This window comes from Candidatus Nomurabacteria bacterium, assembly GCA_016699085.1.
GTDB lineage: Bacteria > Patescibacteriota > Minisyncoccia > Phycocordibacterales > UBA9973 > CAZLWF01.
Genome location: CP064958.1, coordinates 108677 through 127143, shown reverse-complemented (window position 1 = coordinate 127143; position 18467 = coordinate 108677). Strand labels below are relative to the sequence as shown.

Below are 18467 nucleotides of genomic sequence, written 5' to 3'. Positions count from 1 at the left end.
ATATTATGTTTATTATTAAACACAAAAATTTCTTCATAGGCTTCTCGATTCTTTTGGTGATTGCATCAATCATCTCACTTTTTATTTTCAAGCTTAATTTCGGTATTGATTTCCGTGGCGGATCAATTACTGAGGTGCTATACAGTGCCGATCGACCAGATGTCGTTGTGTTGCAGGAAGCCTTGCGTGCTAGTGATATTGAGGCACTGCTTCAACCAACAGAAGAAACCGGTCTTATTATTAAAACTCGAAGCCTGTCAGAGCCTGAACACCAAGAACTCTTGGCCACATTATCAAAAGCAAGCAGTGGCAAGCTCGCTGAAATCTCATTTAATTCTATTGGCCCTTCAGTCGGCAAAGAGCTCAAGCACAAGTCAATCGTCTCAATAATATTAGTCTCGCTTGGTATTGTGTTTTTCATCACGTATGCTTTTCGTAAAGTTTCAAAACCTATCCAGTCATGGAAATATGGTTTGATCGCTATTGCGACTTTGCTTCATGATGTCCTTATTCCGACTGGTATTTTTGCTATTGTTGCCCACTATCAAGGCATTGAAGTTGATACACTTATTATCGTAGCTGTACTCACAATTTTAGGACTTTCAGTCTCAGATACTATCGTAGTCTTTGATCGTATTCGAGAAAATCTAAACTTGAGTAAAGAGCATAAGGATAATGAGTCATTTGAGCATATTGTTGGAACAAGTATCAGGCAGACATTTACTCGATCTATCAGTACGTCGCTTACTGTTATTCTTGTCCTTTTGGCGCTTGTCTTTTTTGGACCTTCATCAACTCGCTATTTTGCTATTATGCTTACAGCGGGAATGTTTTTCGGAACGTACTCGAGTATATTCTTGGCTTCACCACTCTTGGTTACCTGGGAAAATTATTCCCGAAAGCGCCGAGAAAGGATTGGGAAAAATTAAATCTATCAAAAAGAAAAACCACATTCATATGTGGTTTTTTAATTTTTTTTAAATATCTAACATTATTCTTACCGTTGCAATATTTTGGGAGGTTTGAGGCAACATAACATCTAATATTTCTTTGTTGGTTTCAGTTTTTATTTGAATATACTTTAGAAATTGTGTATACAAGTCACAAACTGTAGTAAGTAAAGTATGTATTTCGACCTTCCTTGCATTGGTTATACCATATAATTTTTCGTTCTCAGCATATGTTACAAAAGCTATTATTTTTCCGCAATTCCGGTCTGCTTTCTCTATACCTTTGAAAAGATCCTTTAGGTTAATATCTTTTTTTTCGGTATATAGCCTGATCTTGTCTAGAGTCTCAGTAATCGACCCAACAAGCTGGGGGATAGTTTTTCGTAGCCCTCCAGCAGCGAATTCTCTTACGTCATGTATGCTCAGTGTATATTCTTCCATTTGTATGTTTTTATTACTTTAGAACAAAAAATAAATAAAGTCAAACAGGGAATAATCCTTGATTCTTTGCTATACTTACAATGTCGTCTGGTCCTCAATTTACTATTCACTTTTTACTACTACTATGTCTACAGGAATTATTATATTAATAATCATTGCACTACTTGTTGTGAGTTTGGTTGTCATGTACAACAGTTTTGTTACATTACGCAATCGTACTAAAGAAGCTTGGGCAGATATCGAAGTTCAACTCAAGCGCCGCTATGATCTTATCCCTAACCTCGTGAGCACGGTTAAAGGTTATGCTGCCCACGAATCCAGTGCATTTGAAAAAGTCACTCAAGCTCGCGCTGCTGCGATGGGCGCTAAAACTGTTGGAGAACACGCTAAAGGCGAAGCAATGCTTGCTGGTGCGGTGACCGGACTCTTTGGTATTGCCGAAGCGTATCCAGATCTCAAGGCTAATGTAAACTTCCTTGAACTTCAGCGTGAGCTCTCTGATACTGAAAACAAAATTCAAGCCGCTCGGAGATTTTATAATACTAATGTCCGAGATCTCAATATCAAGATTGAATCTGTGCCAAGTAATATTGTTGCCAACATGTTTTCATTCAAGAAAATGGAATTCTTTGATTTGCCTGATAACGATGTTGCACAGCAGACGGTGGAAGTGAAATTTTAAAAATTATTTTTTATTAATTAAAACATCTATTTTATATGACAGACACTAAACAGAAAATTATTGTTGGGATATTAGGCGTATTTATTCTGCTTATTGGGATAAGTATTGGGGTTATGTGTAAATCTAAAAATATAGTTGACAATGTTAATGCGACAGTCCCAGCAGAAATTGTAAATACAACAGAAGATACTACAGGCACTCAAAATCCTACTGCACCGACTTCCCAAGTAAAGAAACCAACTATTACTACACTGTCATACACCTATAGCGGCTATGGTTGTGGGCTACCGGTAGCAGGTGCAGCACCATGTACTGATACACCTCCTGCGAAAGTGATCGTTAATGGCACATTTAAAGCAAACGGTGCATATGTGGTGAGTTGGTTCGAATACTGGACTGTTGATAGTAATGGTATTAAAGGCGCCATCCAGTCAACACCGCGCAAAACTCAAAATACCGCTGAAGGCAATATTAGTGAGATAATCTATGGTATTACGGCAGGCACAACGTATAATTATCGTCTAGTTGGAGAAAGTGATGCTGGCAAAACATATGGTGAAGCCAAGATTTTGACGATAGATATTGCATCTTCGTAGTATTTAGAAATGTAACTCTAGTAGAAATTAATTAAATTTTATGACACTTATCTACATCCTTTTACTTGTTGTCTTCTTTATTTTGATCGCTAGTATCAAGCAGATCAATCAATACCAGCGCGGCGTGCGCTTTACTTTGGGTCGCTATAGTGGGCTCATGAATCCTGGGTGGCGCCTCATCATTCCGATATTTCAATCATTTCAAAAAGTTGATATTCGTATCAAAGCTGTTGATGTGCCAGATCAGAATGCCATCACTCGGGATAATGTATCTGTCAAAGTAAATGCTGTTATTTACTACAAAGTGAGCGACGCAGCCAAAGCGGTGATCGAAGTTGAAAATTTCCAGCATGCGATTTCACAGTATGCACAGACTACAATGCGTAACATTGTCGGGTCAGTAACACTCGATGAGCTTTTGGCCGAACGAGATCAGATCGCGGATCGAATACGTGAGACAGTGGATAAAGAGACTGATGCTTGGGGGCTCAAAGTCCAAAATGTTGAACTCAAAGACGTGAGCTTGCCGCTTGAAATGGAACGCACGATCGGCAAACAAGCTGAAGCTGAACGCGAGAAGCGAGCAGTGATTATCACATCTGAAGGAGAGTTAGCAGCGTCTGCCAATATGGCCAAAGCTGCTGAAATGCTAGCGTCTGCTCCTGGGGCGCTTCATTTGCGCACCCTTCAGTCGATCAATGATATGTCATCTGACCAATCAAATACGGTCGTCTACATGGTGCCTGTAGAAACATTGAAAGCTCTCGAAGGATTTATTAAGAAGTAACTTACTTTATGAAAAATAATTATTTAATTAAAAACATTCCGAAATAATTTGAATTGTAATTAATCGTAGCTATCTATTGTGAGATATTGTAAACAGGCGACAATCACACTAAATAGGCGTATACTTAAGTCATTAGTCATAATTTAAAATTATATGGAAAATAAACAACCTACAGGTAAAGCATTACTCATAATCGTTATTTTGGCTATTGTTGCCATTGGTATATTTGCCATCGGTGATTTTGGTCGTAAAAGTGATGATGGATATATAGGCTCTCCTGTTATTGATGATAACAATAGTGTTTTGCCACAAAATACAGAAAATAACGAGAATACAAATAATACAACACCTACTCCTACAAATGTAACTCAGACATTTATGTCGGCTGATTTTTCATTCCAGTATCCACTCGCTTCAACTGTTGTTGAACAAGCAAGTCCAAAGGGTACGTACGCAGTCCGTGGTTACAATTCTGGTGGTCTCGATGAAGTCGATGTAATTAGCTACGCAAAAGGCATTACACCAGAGACAGCTTGTGCAGTTCCGGGTGCTGTTACAGTGGATGGTCCTGCCGTCTTTGGTAATAATTTATATACAAAATGTTACTCAGCAGTACAGCCTGGTAGTACAACATTCATCCTCCAAAATACTTCTGGTGGCGCAATTGTTATAACAGTCAAGAACAAAGTTAATGCAACAACGGCTGCATTTATCGATTTAGCTTCAGTTAAATTCCAATAAAGATGAAGACAAAGAATCTGATTATTCTTGTAGTTGTTATTATCCTACTCCTGGCGCTCTTGTTTATAGTCAAAAATGTTCCCGTGCGAGCTCCTGTGGGGCCAGATGGTGAGACCCAGACCATAGGTAATACTGATGAACCTGATTATCAACCCGTACCACTTGAGGTTTCGGGAAATAAAGATGATCTCGTGTTTAGCTCTATTAAACCAGGCGACAGTATTGGTGGGGAGGTGATCCTATTAGCGACAGTGCAAGGTGCTTATTTCTTTGAAGGCAATATTGGCATTACGATAGAAGACACAGCAGGGAATATCCTAAAACAAACACATGGGATGGCGATAACAGAATGGATGACAATAGGACCTGTAACGTTTACTTCCGCCCTTGACCTTATTGGCATTGCACCTGGTCCTGGCTATATTGTGATTCGAGCTGACAATGCATCCGGATTACCTGAGCATGACAAGTCAATCAAAATTCCAGTTGTATTTCAGTAGATTTTGCTAAATACTTATTAGTATGGTATAATATAGATATGGAATTTTCACTATTTGTTGGGAAAGATAAGAAAAAAAACAGTCAGACTGAATATCGACAAGAAAATATAAATGATTTAAGCATTGTGCCAGGACTAAAGATTGAAGAACAAGAAGCATTTTTTAGAAAAATTGCTGCAATTCATGTGAATGGTCTAGATGCAAGAACGATAGAAACTATTCGAAAATTTACAAAAAATGATGACCCAGACCGTCGAACTTTGTATCTGCCAGAGGTTGTATTCCAAAATCGTATACTTGAGCTGGTGGTGAATAATAAGCTTAATAATCTTCCTCGTTTTGTTTCAGACTATACAAGATATTTTGTTGAAGAAAAGAATAAAAATAAAAAAGATGAAATAGAACCCGAAGCCACAAGAAACGTCCAGCAATATATAGAAGGGATGATGCTCGGTGTTGAGAAGGTTGCAGAAGTAGTTGAGGAAATGAATTCATCATTTAATGGGAATGAGCAATATAAAGGGATGGATAGTATTATAGGAACAAATAATACTCTCGATGTAAAACATAAAATAGATCTTGTTCAGATAATTTCTGAACCTTTCTCAAATGAAATATTAGAAGTAATATTGGTTCAGGTAAAACGTGGGGTAATCGATCCAAATGAACGTCACGCAAGCGAATATGCTCATCAAGAATATATTGATTCTTTGGATATATACAGCCAAGCTCATGCATTTAAAAATGCTAATGAAGCATTTATTGAAGCAAACCAGGAAGCAATTATCGAAAAAAGAATACAATTACTCAATGCACTTCATGAAAAATATGGCTACTTCGGGGTATATTTTTTGGACCAAAATATAGAAAAATTAAAAGAAATAGAAATTACAGACACGCTCATCTTGGACTATTTACATGAGGTTGAAGCTGATTTTTCAATTGATGAGTTAGCTACATTAGTGCGATCCCGTGATGCACATCAATTGTTTAATATAGCCGATGATCCTAAATACGATGAACATTTAAAGCTACTTGAAATTTGGGCAGGGAAACATGAGTTATCACAAGACACGATTGATGAAAAAATCCCTCTAGGTAATATTGCTAGGGCACATAAAATTAGTTCAGTAATCGTAGATAAAAATATCACTTTTGCTAAGGCATACAAGAATCGTATATCCTTAAAGGAGCGTCATATATTGACAGCTGTTGCTTAGAGTGCTATTATAAAATCAAATGGAAACGACAAATAATAACACCGAAAAAAAGCAGAAGCTTCAAGTTTTAAAAAAATCTAGCGGTGAATTGTCAATTTGGAGTCTTGTTCGTAAAGCAAAGGATACTCCAGAGTACCAAACACTTAAAGATGAATTTAGACAAGAAAAGCTTTCTCCCGATGAATTCCGGCAGAAGCTATTTATACTCGCTGCTAAACAGTAAAAAACTACCCCCAAAAAGGGTAGTTTTATTTTTAGCGCAAATGTGTCTAAAATTTGCTAAAATACCTACATGGCAACGCTCTATACCCAACAATCCAAAAATGTCACGAAGACCTGGCTCCTCATGAGTGTTTTCCTTGTGCTCGTGGTCGGTATTGGTTTTGTGTTTGCACAAGTCTACCAGAATCCTACGATCCTCTACGCTTTCTTTTTCTTTAGTATTGTCATGAATATTATTGGCTATTGGTACTCAGATAAGATTGCGATTAAACTTGCAGGTGCTAAACCAGCTGATCCAAGCGTATACCGAGAGCTTCATAGTATTGTTGAGAATCTCTCTATTACTGCCGGCCTGCCGAAACCCAAGCTCTATGTCATCAACGATCCTGCGCCCAATGCATTTGCTACTGGTCGCAATAAAGAGCATGCAGCAATAGCGGTAACGACAGGCATCTTGGCAATACTAGATCGAAGTGAGTTAGAAGGGGTGATTGCGCATGAGCTCTCACATGTTGGCAATCGTGATATTTTGGTCGCGACGGTTGCTGTTGTACTAGCGGGATTTATTTCTATCGTTGCGGATATGTTTTTGCGGGCACAACTATTTGGCGGTCGTGGTAGAGATAGGGAAGGTGGGGGAAACTTTTTTATGATTATTGGTATTGTGCTCGCAATCCTTGCACCGATTTTTGCTACGCTCATACAGCTTGCGATATCAAGGAAACGTGAATATTTAGCAGATGCATCCGGTGCACTTTTGACACGCTATCCTGAAGGTTTGGCAAATGCACTGACCAAGATCAGTCAGTACAGTACACCCATGGCACGTCAATCCAACGCTATAGCTCATCTCTACGTTGCAGATCCAAAAGGTAAGACCAGCAGTTTTGCAAAACTCTGGATGACACATCCGCCGATGGAGGATCGCGTGAAAGCGTTGCTCAATAAATAGCACAGGAAATTTTTCTGACTCATTTTCGTGATTGCAAAAGATAAAATATAACATATAATAAATTTACGAATCTATGTATATCATTCCAATCAAATATTCCTTCAAATTAATTTCTAGAAATACATTAAGTAGTATTGTAAAACCAGGCTCAGGTAGTGCGCGAAATGGAAATAATAAACATTCATTAGAGACTGATAACGGTAAAAGAAATTTTCTAAAAGTTGCCGGCATTGCCGGTGTCGGTTTGGTAGCGTCACAATTGTTGCCTAAAAAAGCCGAGGCGTTGATCATGGGAAGTACTCCATCTTCAAGTGTTGTTGGAGTAAAAAATATCTCTAATGTACGGATCGATCCTGCCACTGAGACTACCCTCGCTCTCATTCAAGCAAAAACAGCAAACCTTACCTTTGATGGGAGTAATAACCTACTTACTGCTTCCACTGGAGGAACGAGCAGTGTTACGGTAAAAGACACTACAAGCACCCAAGTAAATCCCGCAACTGATGATAGTGCAATGCTTCTGCGTAGATTGGTAAAACAAGTAGACTCGTTGGCAGTCGTTGATACAGCACAAAGACAAAAAATCACCCTTGATGCAATTTCGGCTTCACTTACACTTGGTACTGTCACTACTGTGGGAACCGTAACAACGGTAACTACTGTCTCGACACTTACATCAGCAACCAATCTCGTGGCATTAGGAGGCGTTGATGGACGTTATCTGTATATTGATACAGCAAGAAATGCCTCAGCAAATGGAATTAGAAGTAATTTAGTTTTTTCATAGTTATATGGCAGTCACCAATAATTTAAAAGCACAGGTTGATTTACCAGTCTGGGAGTGGTGTCGTTTTGCCCCCACCAACACTGCTGCACTTTCAGGGCTTGCTACATCTGATGATGGATCTGCTCGATTCCTGTATTATATTTCTACTGCCACACTGTATAGATATGATACCTATGCTGATACTTGGCAACAACTCTCAACGCCAAACACTACTCCTGTAACCACTTTGTCTGCACGCTATACTGGTTTCCGTGGCTATCATGGTCGGGTACTCAGTGCGACAGCAACAACTATTCAAATAGCGGGGCTTCGTGGGCCCACTCTCAATGGTAAAACATTAAAAATATTAACCGGCACAGGTGCTGGTCAAGAAAAAGTACTCACGTATACCAGTGAGACCATTCACGATGCAGGTGTGATTACGGGTACTACTACTTCAACTTTGGCTGATTCCACTAAAAAGTGGAAATTTAATCAATGGTCAGGCTATCTTGTAGGTATTACGTTCGGTACAGATGCGACACAATATAAGAAGATTTTATATAATGATGCAACCACTCTCTATATATATGATGTAAACTTACAACCACACGAATCTTGGAACAACCAACCCTTCGTAGCGGTAGCACCTTATGCGCTTCCTGTTACCACTGCTGGTTCTCAGGCACATTTCCAAATTTTATCCCACACATACACCGTATCTACTTGGGATGTCACACCAGATTATACTTCGTATTTTACAACAACCACTGGAGGGATTTATGTTTTGTCGTCTGCGGCATCGGCACCATTTTTTACTCTACAATATTACGATATTTTACATGATTCTTGGCAAACAAAGACTTGTAATCAAGGTTTAATACAAGCAGCACTAGGTACTGATTGTTCCGTTGAACGATTGGCAAAAACAGGTACAGCATTTGTTTCTTCTACTGCTACGGCTGGCGCTGCGAGAACTTTGACTGATTCCACACAAACAATGACAGTAGATAGATATGTTAATTATCGTATTCGTATCACTGGGGGCACAGGAATGGGGCAACACCGAAGGATTGTCTGTAATACAGCGACGGTGTTTACTGTAGTTAAACCATGGGATACAAATCCAGACGCAACTTCTCTTTATGAAGTGTGGGGCGATTATGACAAAATGTTTCTAGCAGGAGGTGCGGCTGGTGCAATGTACGCATATTCACCTGAAAATGATTTCTGGATGCAAGGTCAAAATTTTGATTACGGAGTTACAACAAATATATCGGTAAAGATGAATGGTTGGGATGCACTTGGTGTGACAAGTGGTGCAAGAATTGCAGCTGGTGTGACAGCAGTAAACTCAACACCTACAGCAGGTGGGACAGGATATTTAGTCGGAGATATTTTGACGTGCTCAGTAGGAGGCACAGGTGCCCGTGTTATTGTTACAGCTACTACTTTTTCAGGTTCTACTGGTGTTGTTACTGCGATAGAGCTTGTTGCTTCTGGCACGGTTACTGGATTTACTACTGGTACAGGTAAGGCGACTACGGGTGGCACAGGATCTGGTTGTACTATTGAAATAACTTCAGTAGGGGTAACTTGTCTGATTACAACACCCACAGCGAACTGGTTTAAAACAGGAGACTCAGTGACTTTCGCTGGGTGCTCTGAAGCAGCTTATAATACAGCCCATACTATATTAGGTGCTGGAAGTACAACTACTTTTGATGTAGCTACTACTGCAACTGCAAGTATGGCTGCAAATAGTTCTCAGTCAACGACGTTAATTGTAGATGCATCAAAAGCATGGACAACAAATGAACATGTTGGAAAGTTGGTACATCTATCAGTTGCTGGTACTGCACCTACTAGTCAGACACGATGGATTACTGCGAACACTGCTACTACATTAACGGTGGCGACTATTGTAGCGGGTGTGAATGGAACTTCAAGATACGCAATTTATGATTCAAAAGTTTTTGGCACTGACAATCAGTTTAAACCTGCAAATATGCAAAACTGGGGACATGCGTCAGGGGGGTCGACCACGACACTCGTTGATTCATCAAAGAGTTGGGTGACCAACTGCTGGGCAGGATATAAGCTTCGAATAGAAGCAGGCACAGGTTTTGCAAGTGGTATTATTTCTGTTGTTTCAAATACTAGTACCACTCTTACTTATGCTACTCAATCTTTTACTCCTGATAGTACTACCCATTATGAAATAGCAGATAGTTGGGGTTTAATAACAGCTGGTGGTACAACAACACCAGTCACAGAGACAACCACAAAAAACTGGACTACAAATATGTGGGCCGGTAAGAGGTTGCGTATTACAGGAGGAACAGCGCTTGGTCAGGAGGCAACCATTACTTCAAATACTGCAACCGCACTTACCACAGCAGCACTTACTCTGACAGACACAACTTCTACGTATGCGATCTTGGGTATTCCAGCAAGAGGTGCCGGAATGCAATTATTGTGGGTTTGGGGAAATAGTGATAGTGCAACGAAAGGTAAATATATTTTTTTACCGAGAGGTGGTGCCTCTAATACAGCTGATATTTATGACATAACCACTTCCCGGTGGACGTATGGGTATTTCTTTTCACCACAAGCAGAAACTCTTACGACGGGGTCTATGTATGCATATGATGGAGAAAATACTATTTATTTTACTAAAAATGCTACAGGTAGAATCTATGCATATAATTTTTCTACAAATGAAGTAAAATCTTTAGGAACAATTCCATATGGTCATTCCACAGCAATTATTGGTAATAGAATGGAAATAATAGAGACCACAGACGGATTGAAATATTTGTACGTAATGCGTCATACTGGAGCTGAAATGTGGCGAATGCTTCTTTTCTTTTAATTATTTATGAATATAGATTATTTAATACAATTATTGACGAATAGATTAAATGGCTTGACCCTTGCGAAAGATCAGGCTTTCCAGTCAGGTGATTTGGAGAGGATTGTGGCAGTAGATGCTGAAATTCTTGATGTGCAAAATACAGTTTCCAAATTAAAATTACTCTCTAGTATTGAAGAGACGGCAGTGAATACTCCCTTTTCAGAAGCTGATGTAGTAAAGAAGGGTATTGAAGCTGCGTTTAATCCTACGACGATAACAGATGCTACAAAATGTTTGCTTGAATATGATATTACTTCGTATGCAGTAGATCCTGATCATGAAAAAAAGATTCAGAGTATCCTAGAAAAAATGGGCACCATGAGTTCAGCAGAAGAAATTGAGCAGTATGTCAGATTTACTGCTGTTGAAAGTCCGCTTACTGGGCAAATGATTTTTGATTCAGGTGTAAAATACAATATTGATGTCCGATTGATGATGGCACTCATAGAACTTGATTCTGTTTTTGGCACTCTTGGTATTGGGGCTAAAACCAATAACCCTGGTAATGTCGGTAATAATGGAGTGGATACGAGAACCTATCCATCATGGAGTGATGGTGTCGATGCAGTTGCAGATTGGCTTAATGATCATCGTGTCAATATTGTAAGCCCACCTATTTCTCATGATGAGCCATCTGACTCGCCTGTGACAAACTCTGAAGTACCAAAAGAAGCACCAGTCGTGCCAATTGTTGAGCCAGAACCAGACGAATCGACCCCAGTGCCTGAACCAGAACTACCCACAAGTTCAATAGAAGTAATACCCATCGCACCTGTACAAGATCCTAGTATTAATATGGTAAAGCCGAAGCCTAAGAAGAAATTACCATAATATTATGGATGGCTTGCATCAATATCTCCATCAATATAGTAATTATTTTAATGAATTACAGTGGCGACTCCTATCTCTCTTAAGAATTTTTGCACTTGTATTTATCATTGGATTTTTTACTACAAGTCCGCTCATAAAGTTATTTATTAAGCATCTTGCAATAAAAGATGTGCTGATAGTTACTACGGCACCCTTTCAACTTATAAATCTTGCTATGAGTGCAGGGTTCTTTCTTGCCAGTGTCGTCGTAACACCATTTTTCGTCTATCATTTATATGCATTTCTGAGTCCAGGTTTATTAAAACTTGAAAAAAAATTATTTATTGCATTAATACCTGTATCTATCCCGCTCTTTTTTTTAGGATTTGGCTATGGATTCGCAATACTTTATTTTGCGATTGAAACGATTGCCCACCTCAACACAACACTTGGTATTGTAAATTACTGGGATATTACACGATTTGTCTCAGAGATTGTACTTACTGCATCACTCCTCGGACTTGTGTTTGAATTCCCCATAGTCATTACCTTTCTCATTAGAACTGGTTTTACTACCGTGCGCTACCTGCGCTCCAAGCGACGCCATGCGATTGTTTTTATATTTATTCTCGTTTCTTTACTTCCACCCACTGATGGTCTATCATTAGTCTTAATGGCATTGCCCATGGTCTTGATTTATGAGTTGACCATACTGGTTAATTCAAGTTTTAAAAGTCGTCATAGTTTAATTATAAAATAACATTTACATATATGTTTGGACTAGGTACAAAAGAAATAATTATCATTGCAGTTATTCTTGTAGTTCTTTTTGGGGCTAAAAAAATACCCGAATTAGCAAAAAGTCTTGTTGATGCGATTAAGCACATAACAGGAGCATTTAAGTCTGACGATGATATAAAGAAGAAATAATATTTCGATGTGTTTGGGCTCGGTGGAAAGGAGGTAGTAATAATAGTGTTGGTAATATTTTTTCTTTTTAGTGCACAAAGAATTCCAAAAATGACAAAGAGTTTTCTTGATGCAATACGAAGTGTCATTGGTGCTTTTAAGCAATCAAGTGGTAATTCTCTAAAATCATTGGGTAACAAAAGGTAATTTTTTGATGCTGTAAAAGGTTTGTACACCCGTAATGCTTTATGGAATTAGACTTATTTATTAATGAAGTGCTAGCTAATTTATAGACAATGATTTTTCGTTCTTACTTTGGAAAATATTTATTTGTTGTACTGCTAGTAACTTTTTTTAGCAATGCACCTGTAACGCTTGCATCAGAGACTGTATACGCACCTGGTGATACGATCACTGTAGGAGAATTTGTATACAACGATGATTTCACGGCAAATACGAGTGACTGTACCATCTCTATATATAGCCCGAATGGAACAACTCTGGTGAATGAGGTAGTAATGACCGCCGATGCAAACGGATGGCATCATTACGATTATGTTGCCCCCGTTACAAACGGGAAATATGCTTCATTTATGTCTTGTGGTACGGCACTTGCTGGTGATCTTGTTAAGGTTGACAAGACATTTATTGTTAAAACAGCTACTCTTACCGATAGTTCTATTGCGACAAGTGTGTGGGCCAATGGTGATCGTACACTGACTGCATTCGGTTCACTAGCTGCTGATGTGTGGAATGATACATACGCTTCAGTGAGGCGTTTAACAGATAAAACATTGACCGGGGGAGGATCGCTTGCAACGGAGAGTTATATTGATACTGCAAAAAATACAATAGTTACAGAAATTGAAACAAATCGAACCTTAATCAATGCGCTAAATAATATTACTGCTGCGGATGTTTGGGGATACGGTACTCGATCGATTAATAGTGGTACGGTAGAACTCTCCACTGCTTCAAAACAAGGAATTTGGGATGTCGCTACATCAGGATTAACAACATCGGGTACTATCGGGAAAAAGATTGTGGATAATCTCGATGTGGAAGTATCTAGTCGGGGTACTAGTAATCTTACCGCTGCTGATGTGTGGGCATCTGCTACCCGCACGCTCACAGATTACTCCACTTCCTCCATAGCTACTGCTGTCTGGGCAAATGCAACGAGGACACTTACAAACTATGGTAATGATATTACTGCTGCGGATGTGTGGAACGTACTTTCCGATTCACTTGTTGCTGTCGGATCAATCGGGGCCCAAATTGCGACCAATTTGGATGGCACTATTTCATCAATTACAGGGTGGTCAGTAAGGATGAGTAATCTAGAGAGAATTCAAGCTGGATATGTATATAGAACTAAAGTATATATTTTAAATAGTAGCGCTACACCAACAGCGCCTGCTTCAGTGCCCACAGTAACTGTATATGATGCAAACCGTAATGCGGTTGTCTCCGCTGTACCCATGACACTGGTGAGTACAGGTGTGTATGAATATACATATACTGTCGCTTCAGGCGCCTCTCAGGGCTTATGGGAAACAGTTGCCTCAACAGAAGTTGAAAGTGGAAAGACGATCCAGACAAATGATTATTGGGAAGTTTCAGGTTCACCCGCACAGGTATTGATAAATTCTGTGACAGCGTCTAGTATAAGTTCGGTGTTGGGAAATGTAACTATCACTAACGAAGGTCTTAGTGGATATGAATATGACTATGAATGGTGTGTGGTTACTGATTTAGATAATGAATGCGGTGGGAATGATGACGCATACTATGCATCGGCAGCAAAATTTATAAATCCTAGCGAAGATTGGAACACAAATCTCACAGCAAGTGTGGCTTCAATTGGAACCTATTATTTTAAATTGGTTGTTTACTTCGGGACAGATAGTTCTGGTGCATCTAGAGTGTTCACTGTGACTGAGGTGAGTGAGGAGCAGGCTGGAGGAGGAGGTGGAGGTAGTGGAGGAGGAGGGGGAGCTTCCGGCTCAAGTGACGACGCAGATACAAGTGAGTGTAATGGGGCCGATTTCAACTCTAGTGGTCTTGTAGATTCAGTAGACTTTTCCATATTACTGTTCTTTTGGAAGCAATCACCCACCTTTTCTAATCCTTGCGTAGATGTCAATCTTGATCAAAAAGTTGATTCAATTGATTTTTCTATTATGCTGTATCAGTGGGGAACAAAACCTAAATGAAAAAACAATTTTTAAAAAGAAATAAAGGAGCACTTTTATATTTTATTACGGTAACTTTGTTCATTACCTCCTTTGCTCTACCTGTCACAAGTTATGCAGTAGCTATTCGTGCCTCATCAAATAGCGCCTTGGTGGCTGGGGATACTAGCATTATTGATATTTATCTGGATACAGAAGGGGAGCAGATTAATTCAGTGGATGGTTCACTTACCCTAAGTGATACCCACAATGGCAATTTTGAAATAAAGGATTTAAGTGTTGTTAATTCGGTTTTCACCCTGTGGCCACGTAAACCATCGCTCGAAGAGGGAAATATTAATTTTGTCGGTGGACTTCCAGGTGGGGTATCTGGGGATAAGTTATTACTTTTTAAAGTAATTGTGAAAATAAACCAACCCGGCGATTTTACTATAAAGCCAAGTAGTGTCACTGCGTATCTCAATGATGGATTAGGTACACCAAGCACGGTAGTGAAAGATATATCAATAATTTCAGTTAGAGTTGCAAATGAAAGTAATATAGATAAATGGCAGGAAATTATTTCTAATGACAATATACCCCCAGAGGCTTTCACTGTAGAAGTATTGCAAGATAGTTATCTATATGATGGTAAGAAATTTCTCTCTTTTGAGACCACTGATGGACAATCAGGAATTAGTTATTACGAGGTAAGAGAAGGAACAAATCCTGGCGTTAGAAGCGGCAGTCATTACGTTCTTATAAACCAAACCCAGGATGTGGATGTGACAGTGTTGGCGTATGACAAAGCAGGAAACTTTCAAACTGCAACAGTAGTATCAAAAGAGCCAATTAACTGGGTAGCAATAGTTGTGTCAGTACTCATTATTATTTGTTTATATGCGTTCATTAAACTGATACTACGATGGAAATACAATGCACAAACTACTCTATAAATCGATACTTGAGACATATAGTTTTGTCGCGTGCAGTGTAGTAATTTTTTTCCTACTACCCACTATTGTTTTTTCCGCAACACTCTCGCTTTTACCTAGTACTATCACCACGAGTGTTGGAAATACGTTTTCTATTAGCGTTATTGCGAACACGTCAGGAAAATATATAAACAATTCTGACGGGGAAATTTTATTTCCCGTAGATTTACTTCAGGTAGTATCAATAAGCAAGAGTAATTCTATTTTTACTTTATGGGTAGAAGAACCAACTTTTTCGAACACCACAGGCGTAATCTCCTATAATGGAGGTATTGTAAATCCTGGTTATAAAGGTGGTAGTGGTACGATTGCAACTATTACATTTAAAGCTAAAAAGGTAGGCACAGCATCAATTGTGTACTCTGATGCGGCGGTTAGAGAAAATGATGGGTTAGGTACAAATATTTTAATTTCAAAATCAGGAAGTGTTGTTGCTATAGGAATTCTAGAGGATGCAACTACCACTGAAGATACTTCAAGTTCATCATTAGTAAAACCTCAGATTTACTCCAGTACTCATCCAAATCAGGAAATCTGGTATGCAAATAATACTGCCTCCTTTAATTGGAAAGTGCCAGATGGGGTTAGTTCTCTTAAAACTCTTTTGAATAAGATCTCAAATGCAACACCCACTCTAGTCTATGATAGTTCTGTCTCAGAAAAGACTCTTACTAATATCGTGGACGGTATACATTATTTCCATCTTTCATATAGCAGTGCAGGTGGTAGTAGTCCAACTGCGCATTATAAAATCAAGATAGATGCAACACCGCCAAAAGAATTTGTTCCTGTCGTACATACTGTAGATTATAAGAACCTACTCACATTAAATGCGGAAGATGTGACCTCAGGAATAGACTACTACACAATAAAAATTGATTCGGCAGAACCGTTACTGGTGAAGAGTGATACATTGATAGATGAACAATACTCACTTCCAGTGTTGAATCAAGGAAATCATAGTTTAGTAGTGACGGCATACGACAGGGCGGGTAATTACACAACGTCAGAATTGTTATATGAAAGTTCTTATATAACTGCACCAGTACTATCTATTGATGCTACAGAAATAGTGAAAGGAGAATCAGTCATTATTTCCGGGCAAAGCGATTATCCCGACACACCTGTTGTCATAACTGTCCAACTAGATGGCAAAATTATTAAGGAATATACTGAGGTAACGTCTACGGATGGAACTTTCAGTTTTACTACAGATAAGATAAAAAAGGTAGGAATACTGAGTATCTACGGTACAAATATTCTTTCCGATGAGGTTAAAAGCCAGCCCTCAGAAAAAATATTTGTAAAAGTAAATCAGACAAGTGTTGCACAAGTAACCATTACCATGCTCTGGCTCTTATGTATAATTCTTTGTTCAGTCGGCTTACTCATTGTTTGCTATATTGGATGGCATAAATATTTTGGCACAAAAAGAAAGATTGAACGCGAGTTGAAAGAAACCATCACTAAAATCCATAATGAACTGGTGTCAGTAAAAGAAGACTTAGCAAAGCAATTACTATCACTTGAAGCAATAAAAATTGACCGTGTGTTAAACAAGAAAGAAAAAGTTATCTTTACTACACTACAGAAAAATATAGACGAGATAGATATGTATATTGAAAAAAGACTGAAAAAGTTACTGTAACGCTATGATATCGAATCTAAAAAATACATGCTATAAATAATCCATGATTGAGGATATAAAAACAACTTCTTATTCTATTCCTGAAGAACTTTTTAAACCAAAGGGGTTTGGTTTTAAGATGATTAAGTAACACGTATTTCACGCATCTAGTCAACTTGCATTTTTATCTAATTTCGATATGATAGAAATCTAAACTTCTTTGAAATGAAAAATAATCTCAAATTACTTACGCTTGCTGTTGTAACACTTGCGTACAGACTCCTTACGAGTTTGCCGTATATTCCTGGTAATCCCATCATGGCATTCCAAATGCCAGCAGGGAAACTCAGCAAATGGCATGTTTTTTTCTTTGGTGCATGTAGTGTATTTTTATTCAATATAATTGCGCCGTATATTCATCATACACTCGCACTCGACTTAGGGACGAACTGTATGTACTCAGTATTGTATGGTCTCATTGGTATGGGTATAGCGTATATGTATGCAAGGAAAAAGATTCGTAGGCGCAAATCGTATGTGAGTAAGTTGCGATTTTACCTAACATTCGGGATAGGTGGCTTAGTCATTTTTGATATTGTTACATGTACTTTAATGCTTTTTGCTCCTCATGCGGTAACCTGGCAAGAAATTATCATGGGTCAGATTGTATTTACTGGTATCAATTTGCTTGCAAGTACGCCGTTTATACTTCTTAGTCCTATTATCGAAAAATGGTTCAACATTGGGTGGGTAGAAGAACAAGGAATGAATTTCAATACCCAGCCGCCACTCCCTCGTCCAGAAAGAGATGGTGGTGGAAATATCATTTGGGGATAATAGTTAAAAGTCTGCAGATTATCGCAGACTTTTTTTGTTGCAACATTTTTAATTATGGATAGTATAAGAGTGGATGTTCTTTCGATTAAGGTGGGAATATTTATATTTTCCACCGAAGGTATCCCAAGCCCCGCGCATGCGGGGCGGGATTGCCTGCCTCCGCCTACGTGCGGAGGCAATGGAGGGTTCGCATAGTGGTCTAGTGCGCCGCCTTGGAAAGGCGGTATGCTCGAAAGAGCATCAAGAGTTCAAATCTCTTACCCTCCGCAATTTTTCGAAAAGGGTTTCCGAACCAAAAATATGGTCGGCACGAAGGTGTGACCCCATTTCGGCTCTAAAAT

20 protein-coding genes and 1 tRNA gene are annotated in these 18467 nt (G+C 38.9%); 20 read left to right on the top strand and 1 reads right to left on the bottom strand.

Annotated elements, in window-relative coordinates; genetic code table 11:
* The first annotated feature begins 5 nt into the window (after positions 1-5).
* On the top strand, positions 6-929 hold the full coding sequence (gene secF, locus IPF86_00645) for a protein translocase subunit SecF (protein ID QQR50417.1): 924 nt from the start codon (positions 6-8) through the stop codon (positions 927-929).
* A 48-nt stretch (positions 930-977) separates the two neighbouring features.
* On the opposite strand, the gene IPF86_00640 is transcribed toward secF, so the two are convergent.
* Positions 978-1391 (bottom strand): hypothetical protein, encoded by a 414-nt coding sequence (locus IPF86_00640; GenBank protein QQR50416.1) that lies wholly within the window; start codon positions 1389-1391, stop codon positions 978-980.
* 124 nt (positions 1392-1515) lie between these two features.
* Between IPF86_00640 and IPF86_00635 the strand changes: the two genes are divergently transcribed.
* The 19 genes from IPF86_00635 to IPF86_00545 all read left to right on the top strand — a co-directional run bounded on the left by IPF86_00635 (position 1516) and on the right by IPF86_00545 (position 18393).
* Positions 1516-2073, top strand: a complete 558-nt coding sequence (locus tag IPF86_00635; protein ID QQR50415.1) for a LemA family protein — start codon at positions 1516-1518, stop codon at positions 2071-2073.
* 35 nt (positions 2074-2108) lie between these two features.
* Positions 2109-2669, top strand: coding sequence for a hypothetical protein (locus IPF86_00630; protein ID QQR50414.1), 561 nt, complete (start codon positions 2109-2111; stop codon positions 2667-2669).
* 40 nt (positions 2670-2709) lie between these two features.
* Entirely contained in the window at positions 2710-3456 is a 747-nt protein-coding gene (locus IPF86_00625) for a slipin family protein (protein ID QQR50413.1), read from the top strand.
* Between the two features lie 153 nt (positions 3457-3609).
* The gene (locus IPF86_00620) at positions 3610-4197 is read left to right on the top strand and encodes a hypothetical protein (protein ID QQR50412.1); all 588 of its coding nucleotides are present in this window, start codon (positions 3610-3612) and stop codon (positions 4195-4197) included.
* Between the two features lie 2 nt (positions 4198-4199).
* Entirely contained in the window at positions 4200-4697 is a 498-nt protein-coding gene (locus IPF86_00615; GenBank protein ID QQR50411.1) for a hypothetical protein, read from the top strand.
* 38 nt (positions 4698-4735) lie between these two features.
* Complete coding sequence (locus IPF86_00610) at positions 4736-5917, top strand: hypothetical protein (GenBank protein ID QQR50410.1); 1182 nt, start codon at positions 4736-4738, stop codon at positions 5915-5917.
* Positions 5918-5936: 19 nt separating this feature from the next.
* On the top strand, positions 5937-6140 hold the full coding sequence (locus IPF86_00605) for a hypothetical protein (protein QQR50409.1): 204 nt from the start codon (positions 5937-5939) through the stop codon (positions 6138-6140).
* Positions 6141-6209: 69 nt separating this feature from the next.
* Positions 6210-7091, top strand: a complete 882-nt coding sequence (locus IPF86_00600; protein ID QQR50408.1) for a M48 family metallopeptidase — start codon at positions 6210-6212, stop codon at positions 7089-7091.
* A 73-nt stretch (positions 7092-7164) separates the two neighbouring features.
* The gene (locus IPF86_00595; protein QQR50407.1) at positions 7165-7878 is read left to right on the top strand and encodes a twin-arginine translocation signal domain-containing protein; all 714 of its coding nucleotides are present in this window, start codon (positions 7165-7167) and stop codon (positions 7876-7878) included.
* Positions 7879-7882: 4 nt separating this feature from the next.
* Positions 7883-10732 carry a hypothetical protein gene (locus IPF86_00590; protein QQR50406.1) on the top strand — a complete coding sequence of 950 codons (2850 nt, stop codon included), beginning with the start codon at positions 7883-7885 and terminating at the stop codon, positions 10730-10732.
* A gap of 6 nt (positions 10733-10738) precedes the next feature.
* Positions 10739-11605: a glucosaminidase domain-containing protein gene (locus IPF86_00585; GenBank protein ID QQR50405.1), complete on the top strand. Its 867-nt coding sequence runs from the start codon at positions 10739-10741 to the stop codon at positions 11603-11605.
* A gap of 4 nt (positions 11606-11609) precedes the next feature.
* Positions 11610-12344 carry a twin-arginine translocase subunit TatC gene (locus tag IPF86_00580; GenBank protein ID QQR50404.1) on the top strand — a complete coding sequence of 245 codons (735 nt, stop codon included), beginning with the start codon at positions 11610-11612 and terminating at the stop codon, positions 12342-12344.
* Between the two features lie 11 nt (positions 12345-12355).
* Positions 12356-12514 carry a twin-arginine translocase TatA/TatE family subunit gene (locus IPF86_00575; protein QQR50403.1) on the top strand — a complete coding sequence of 53 codons (159 nt, stop codon included), beginning with the start codon at positions 12356-12358 and terminating at the stop codon, positions 12512-12514.
* Between the two features lie 45 nt (positions 12515-12559).
* The gene (locus IPF86_00570) at positions 12560-12700 is read left to right on the top strand and encodes a hypothetical protein (protein ID QQR50402.1); all 141 of its coding nucleotides are present in this window, start codon (positions 12560-12562) and stop codon (positions 12698-12700) included.
* Positions 12701-12789: 89 nt separating this feature from the next.
* A complete protein-coding gene (locus IPF86_00565) occupies positions 12790-14709 on the top strand; it encodes a hypothetical protein (GenBank protein QQR50401.1) in 1920 nt (639 codons plus the stop codon).
* Positions 14706-15623 (top strand): hypothetical protein, encoded by a 918-nt coding sequence (locus tag IPF86_00560; protein QQR50400.1) that lies wholly within the window; start codon positions 14706-14708, stop codon positions 15621-15623. The genes IPF86_00565 and IPF86_00560 overlap by 4 nt, the downstream gene beginning before the upstream one ends.
* Positions 15604-17310, top strand: coding sequence for a hypothetical protein (locus IPF86_00555; protein ID QQR50399.1), 1707 nt, complete (start codon positions 15604-15606; stop codon positions 17308-17310). Before IPF86_00560 ends, IPF86_00555 begins: the two co-directional genes overlap by 20 nt.
* 204 nt (positions 17311-17514) lie before the next feature.
* Positions 17515-18126 carry a hypothetical protein gene (locus IPF86_00550; protein QQR50398.1) on the top strand — a complete coding sequence of 204 codons (612 nt, stop codon included), beginning with the start codon at positions 17515-17517 and terminating at the stop codon, positions 18124-18126.
* A gap of 180 nt (positions 18127-18306) precedes the next feature.
* Positions 18307-18393 (top strand) — tRNA-Ser (locus tag IPF86_00545).
* Positions 18394-18467 lie beyond the last annotated feature (74 nt).

Excerpts from the sequence above, each read along its gene's own strand:
- secF (QQR50417.1), top strand. The coding sequence starts at position 6 with ATGTTTATTATTAAACACAAAAATTTCTTCATAGGCTTCTCGATTCTT.
- IPF86_00640 (QQR50416.1), bottom strand. The coding sequence starts at position 1,391 with ATGGAAGAATATACACTGAGCATACATGACGTAAGAGAATTCGCTGCT.
- IPF86_00635 (QQR50415.1), top strand. The coding sequence starts at position 1,516 with ATGTCTACAGGAATTATTATATTAATAATCATTGCACTACTTGTTGTG.
- IPF86_00630 (QQR50414.1), top strand. The coding sequence starts at position 2,109 with ATGACAGACACTAAACAGAAAATTATTGTTGGGATATTAGGCGTATTT.
- IPF86_00625 (QQR50413.1), top strand. The coding sequence starts at position 2,710 with ATGACACTTATCTACATCCTTTTACTTGTTGTCTTCTTTATTTTGATC.
- IPF86_00620 (QQR50412.1), top strand. The coding sequence starts at position 3,610 with ATGGAAAATAAACAACCTACAGGTAAAGCATTACTCATAATCGTTATT.
- IPF86_00615 (QQR50411.1), top strand. The coding sequence starts at position 4,200 with ATGAAGACAAAGAATCTGATTATTCTTGTAGTTGTTATTATCCTACTC.
- IPF86_00610 (QQR50410.1), top strand. The coding sequence starts at position 4,736 with ATGGAATTTTCACTATTTGTTGGGAAAGATAAGAAAAAAAACAGTCAG.
- IPF86_00605 (QQR50409.1), top strand. The coding sequence starts at position 5,937 with ATGGAAACGACAAATAATAACACCGAAAAAAAGCAGAAGCTTCAAGTT.
- IPF86_00600 (QQR50408.1), top strand. The coding sequence starts at position 6,210 with ATGGCAACGCTCTATACCCAACAATCCAAAAATGTCACGAAGACCTGG.
- IPF86_00595 (QQR50407.1), top strand. The coding sequence starts at position 7,165 with ATGTATATCATTCCAATCAAATATTCCTTCAAATTAATTTCTAGAAAT.
- IPF86_00590 (QQR50406.1), top strand. The coding sequence starts at position 7,883 with ATGGCAGTCACCAATAATTTAAAAGCACAGGTTGATTTACCAGTCTGG.
- IPF86_00585 (QQR50405.1), top strand. The coding sequence starts at position 10,739 with ATGAATATAGATTATTTAATACAATTATTGACGAATAGATTAAATGGC.
- IPF86_00580 (QQR50404.1), top strand. The coding sequence starts at position 11,610 with ATGGATGGCTTGCATCAATATCTCCATCAATATAGTAATTATTTTAAT.
- IPF86_00575 (QQR50403.1), top strand. The coding sequence starts at position 12,356 with ATGTTTGGACTAGGTACAAAAGAAATAATTATCATTGCAGTTATTCTT.
- IPF86_00565 (QQR50401.1), top strand. The coding sequence starts at position 12,790 with ATGATTTTTCGTTCTTACTTTGGAAAATATTTATTTGTTGTACTGCTA.
- IPF86_00560 (QQR50400.1), top strand. The coding sequence starts at position 14,706 with ATGAAAAAACAATTTTTAAAAAGAAATAAAGGAGCACTTTTATATTTT.
- IPF86_00555 (QQR50399.1), top strand. The coding sequence starts at position 15,604 with ATGCACAAACTACTCTATAAATCGATACTTGAGACATATAGTTTTGTC.
- IPF86_00550 (QQR50398.1), top strand. The coding sequence starts at position 17,515 with ATGAAAAATAATCTCAAATTACTTACGCTTGCTGTTGTAACACTTGCG.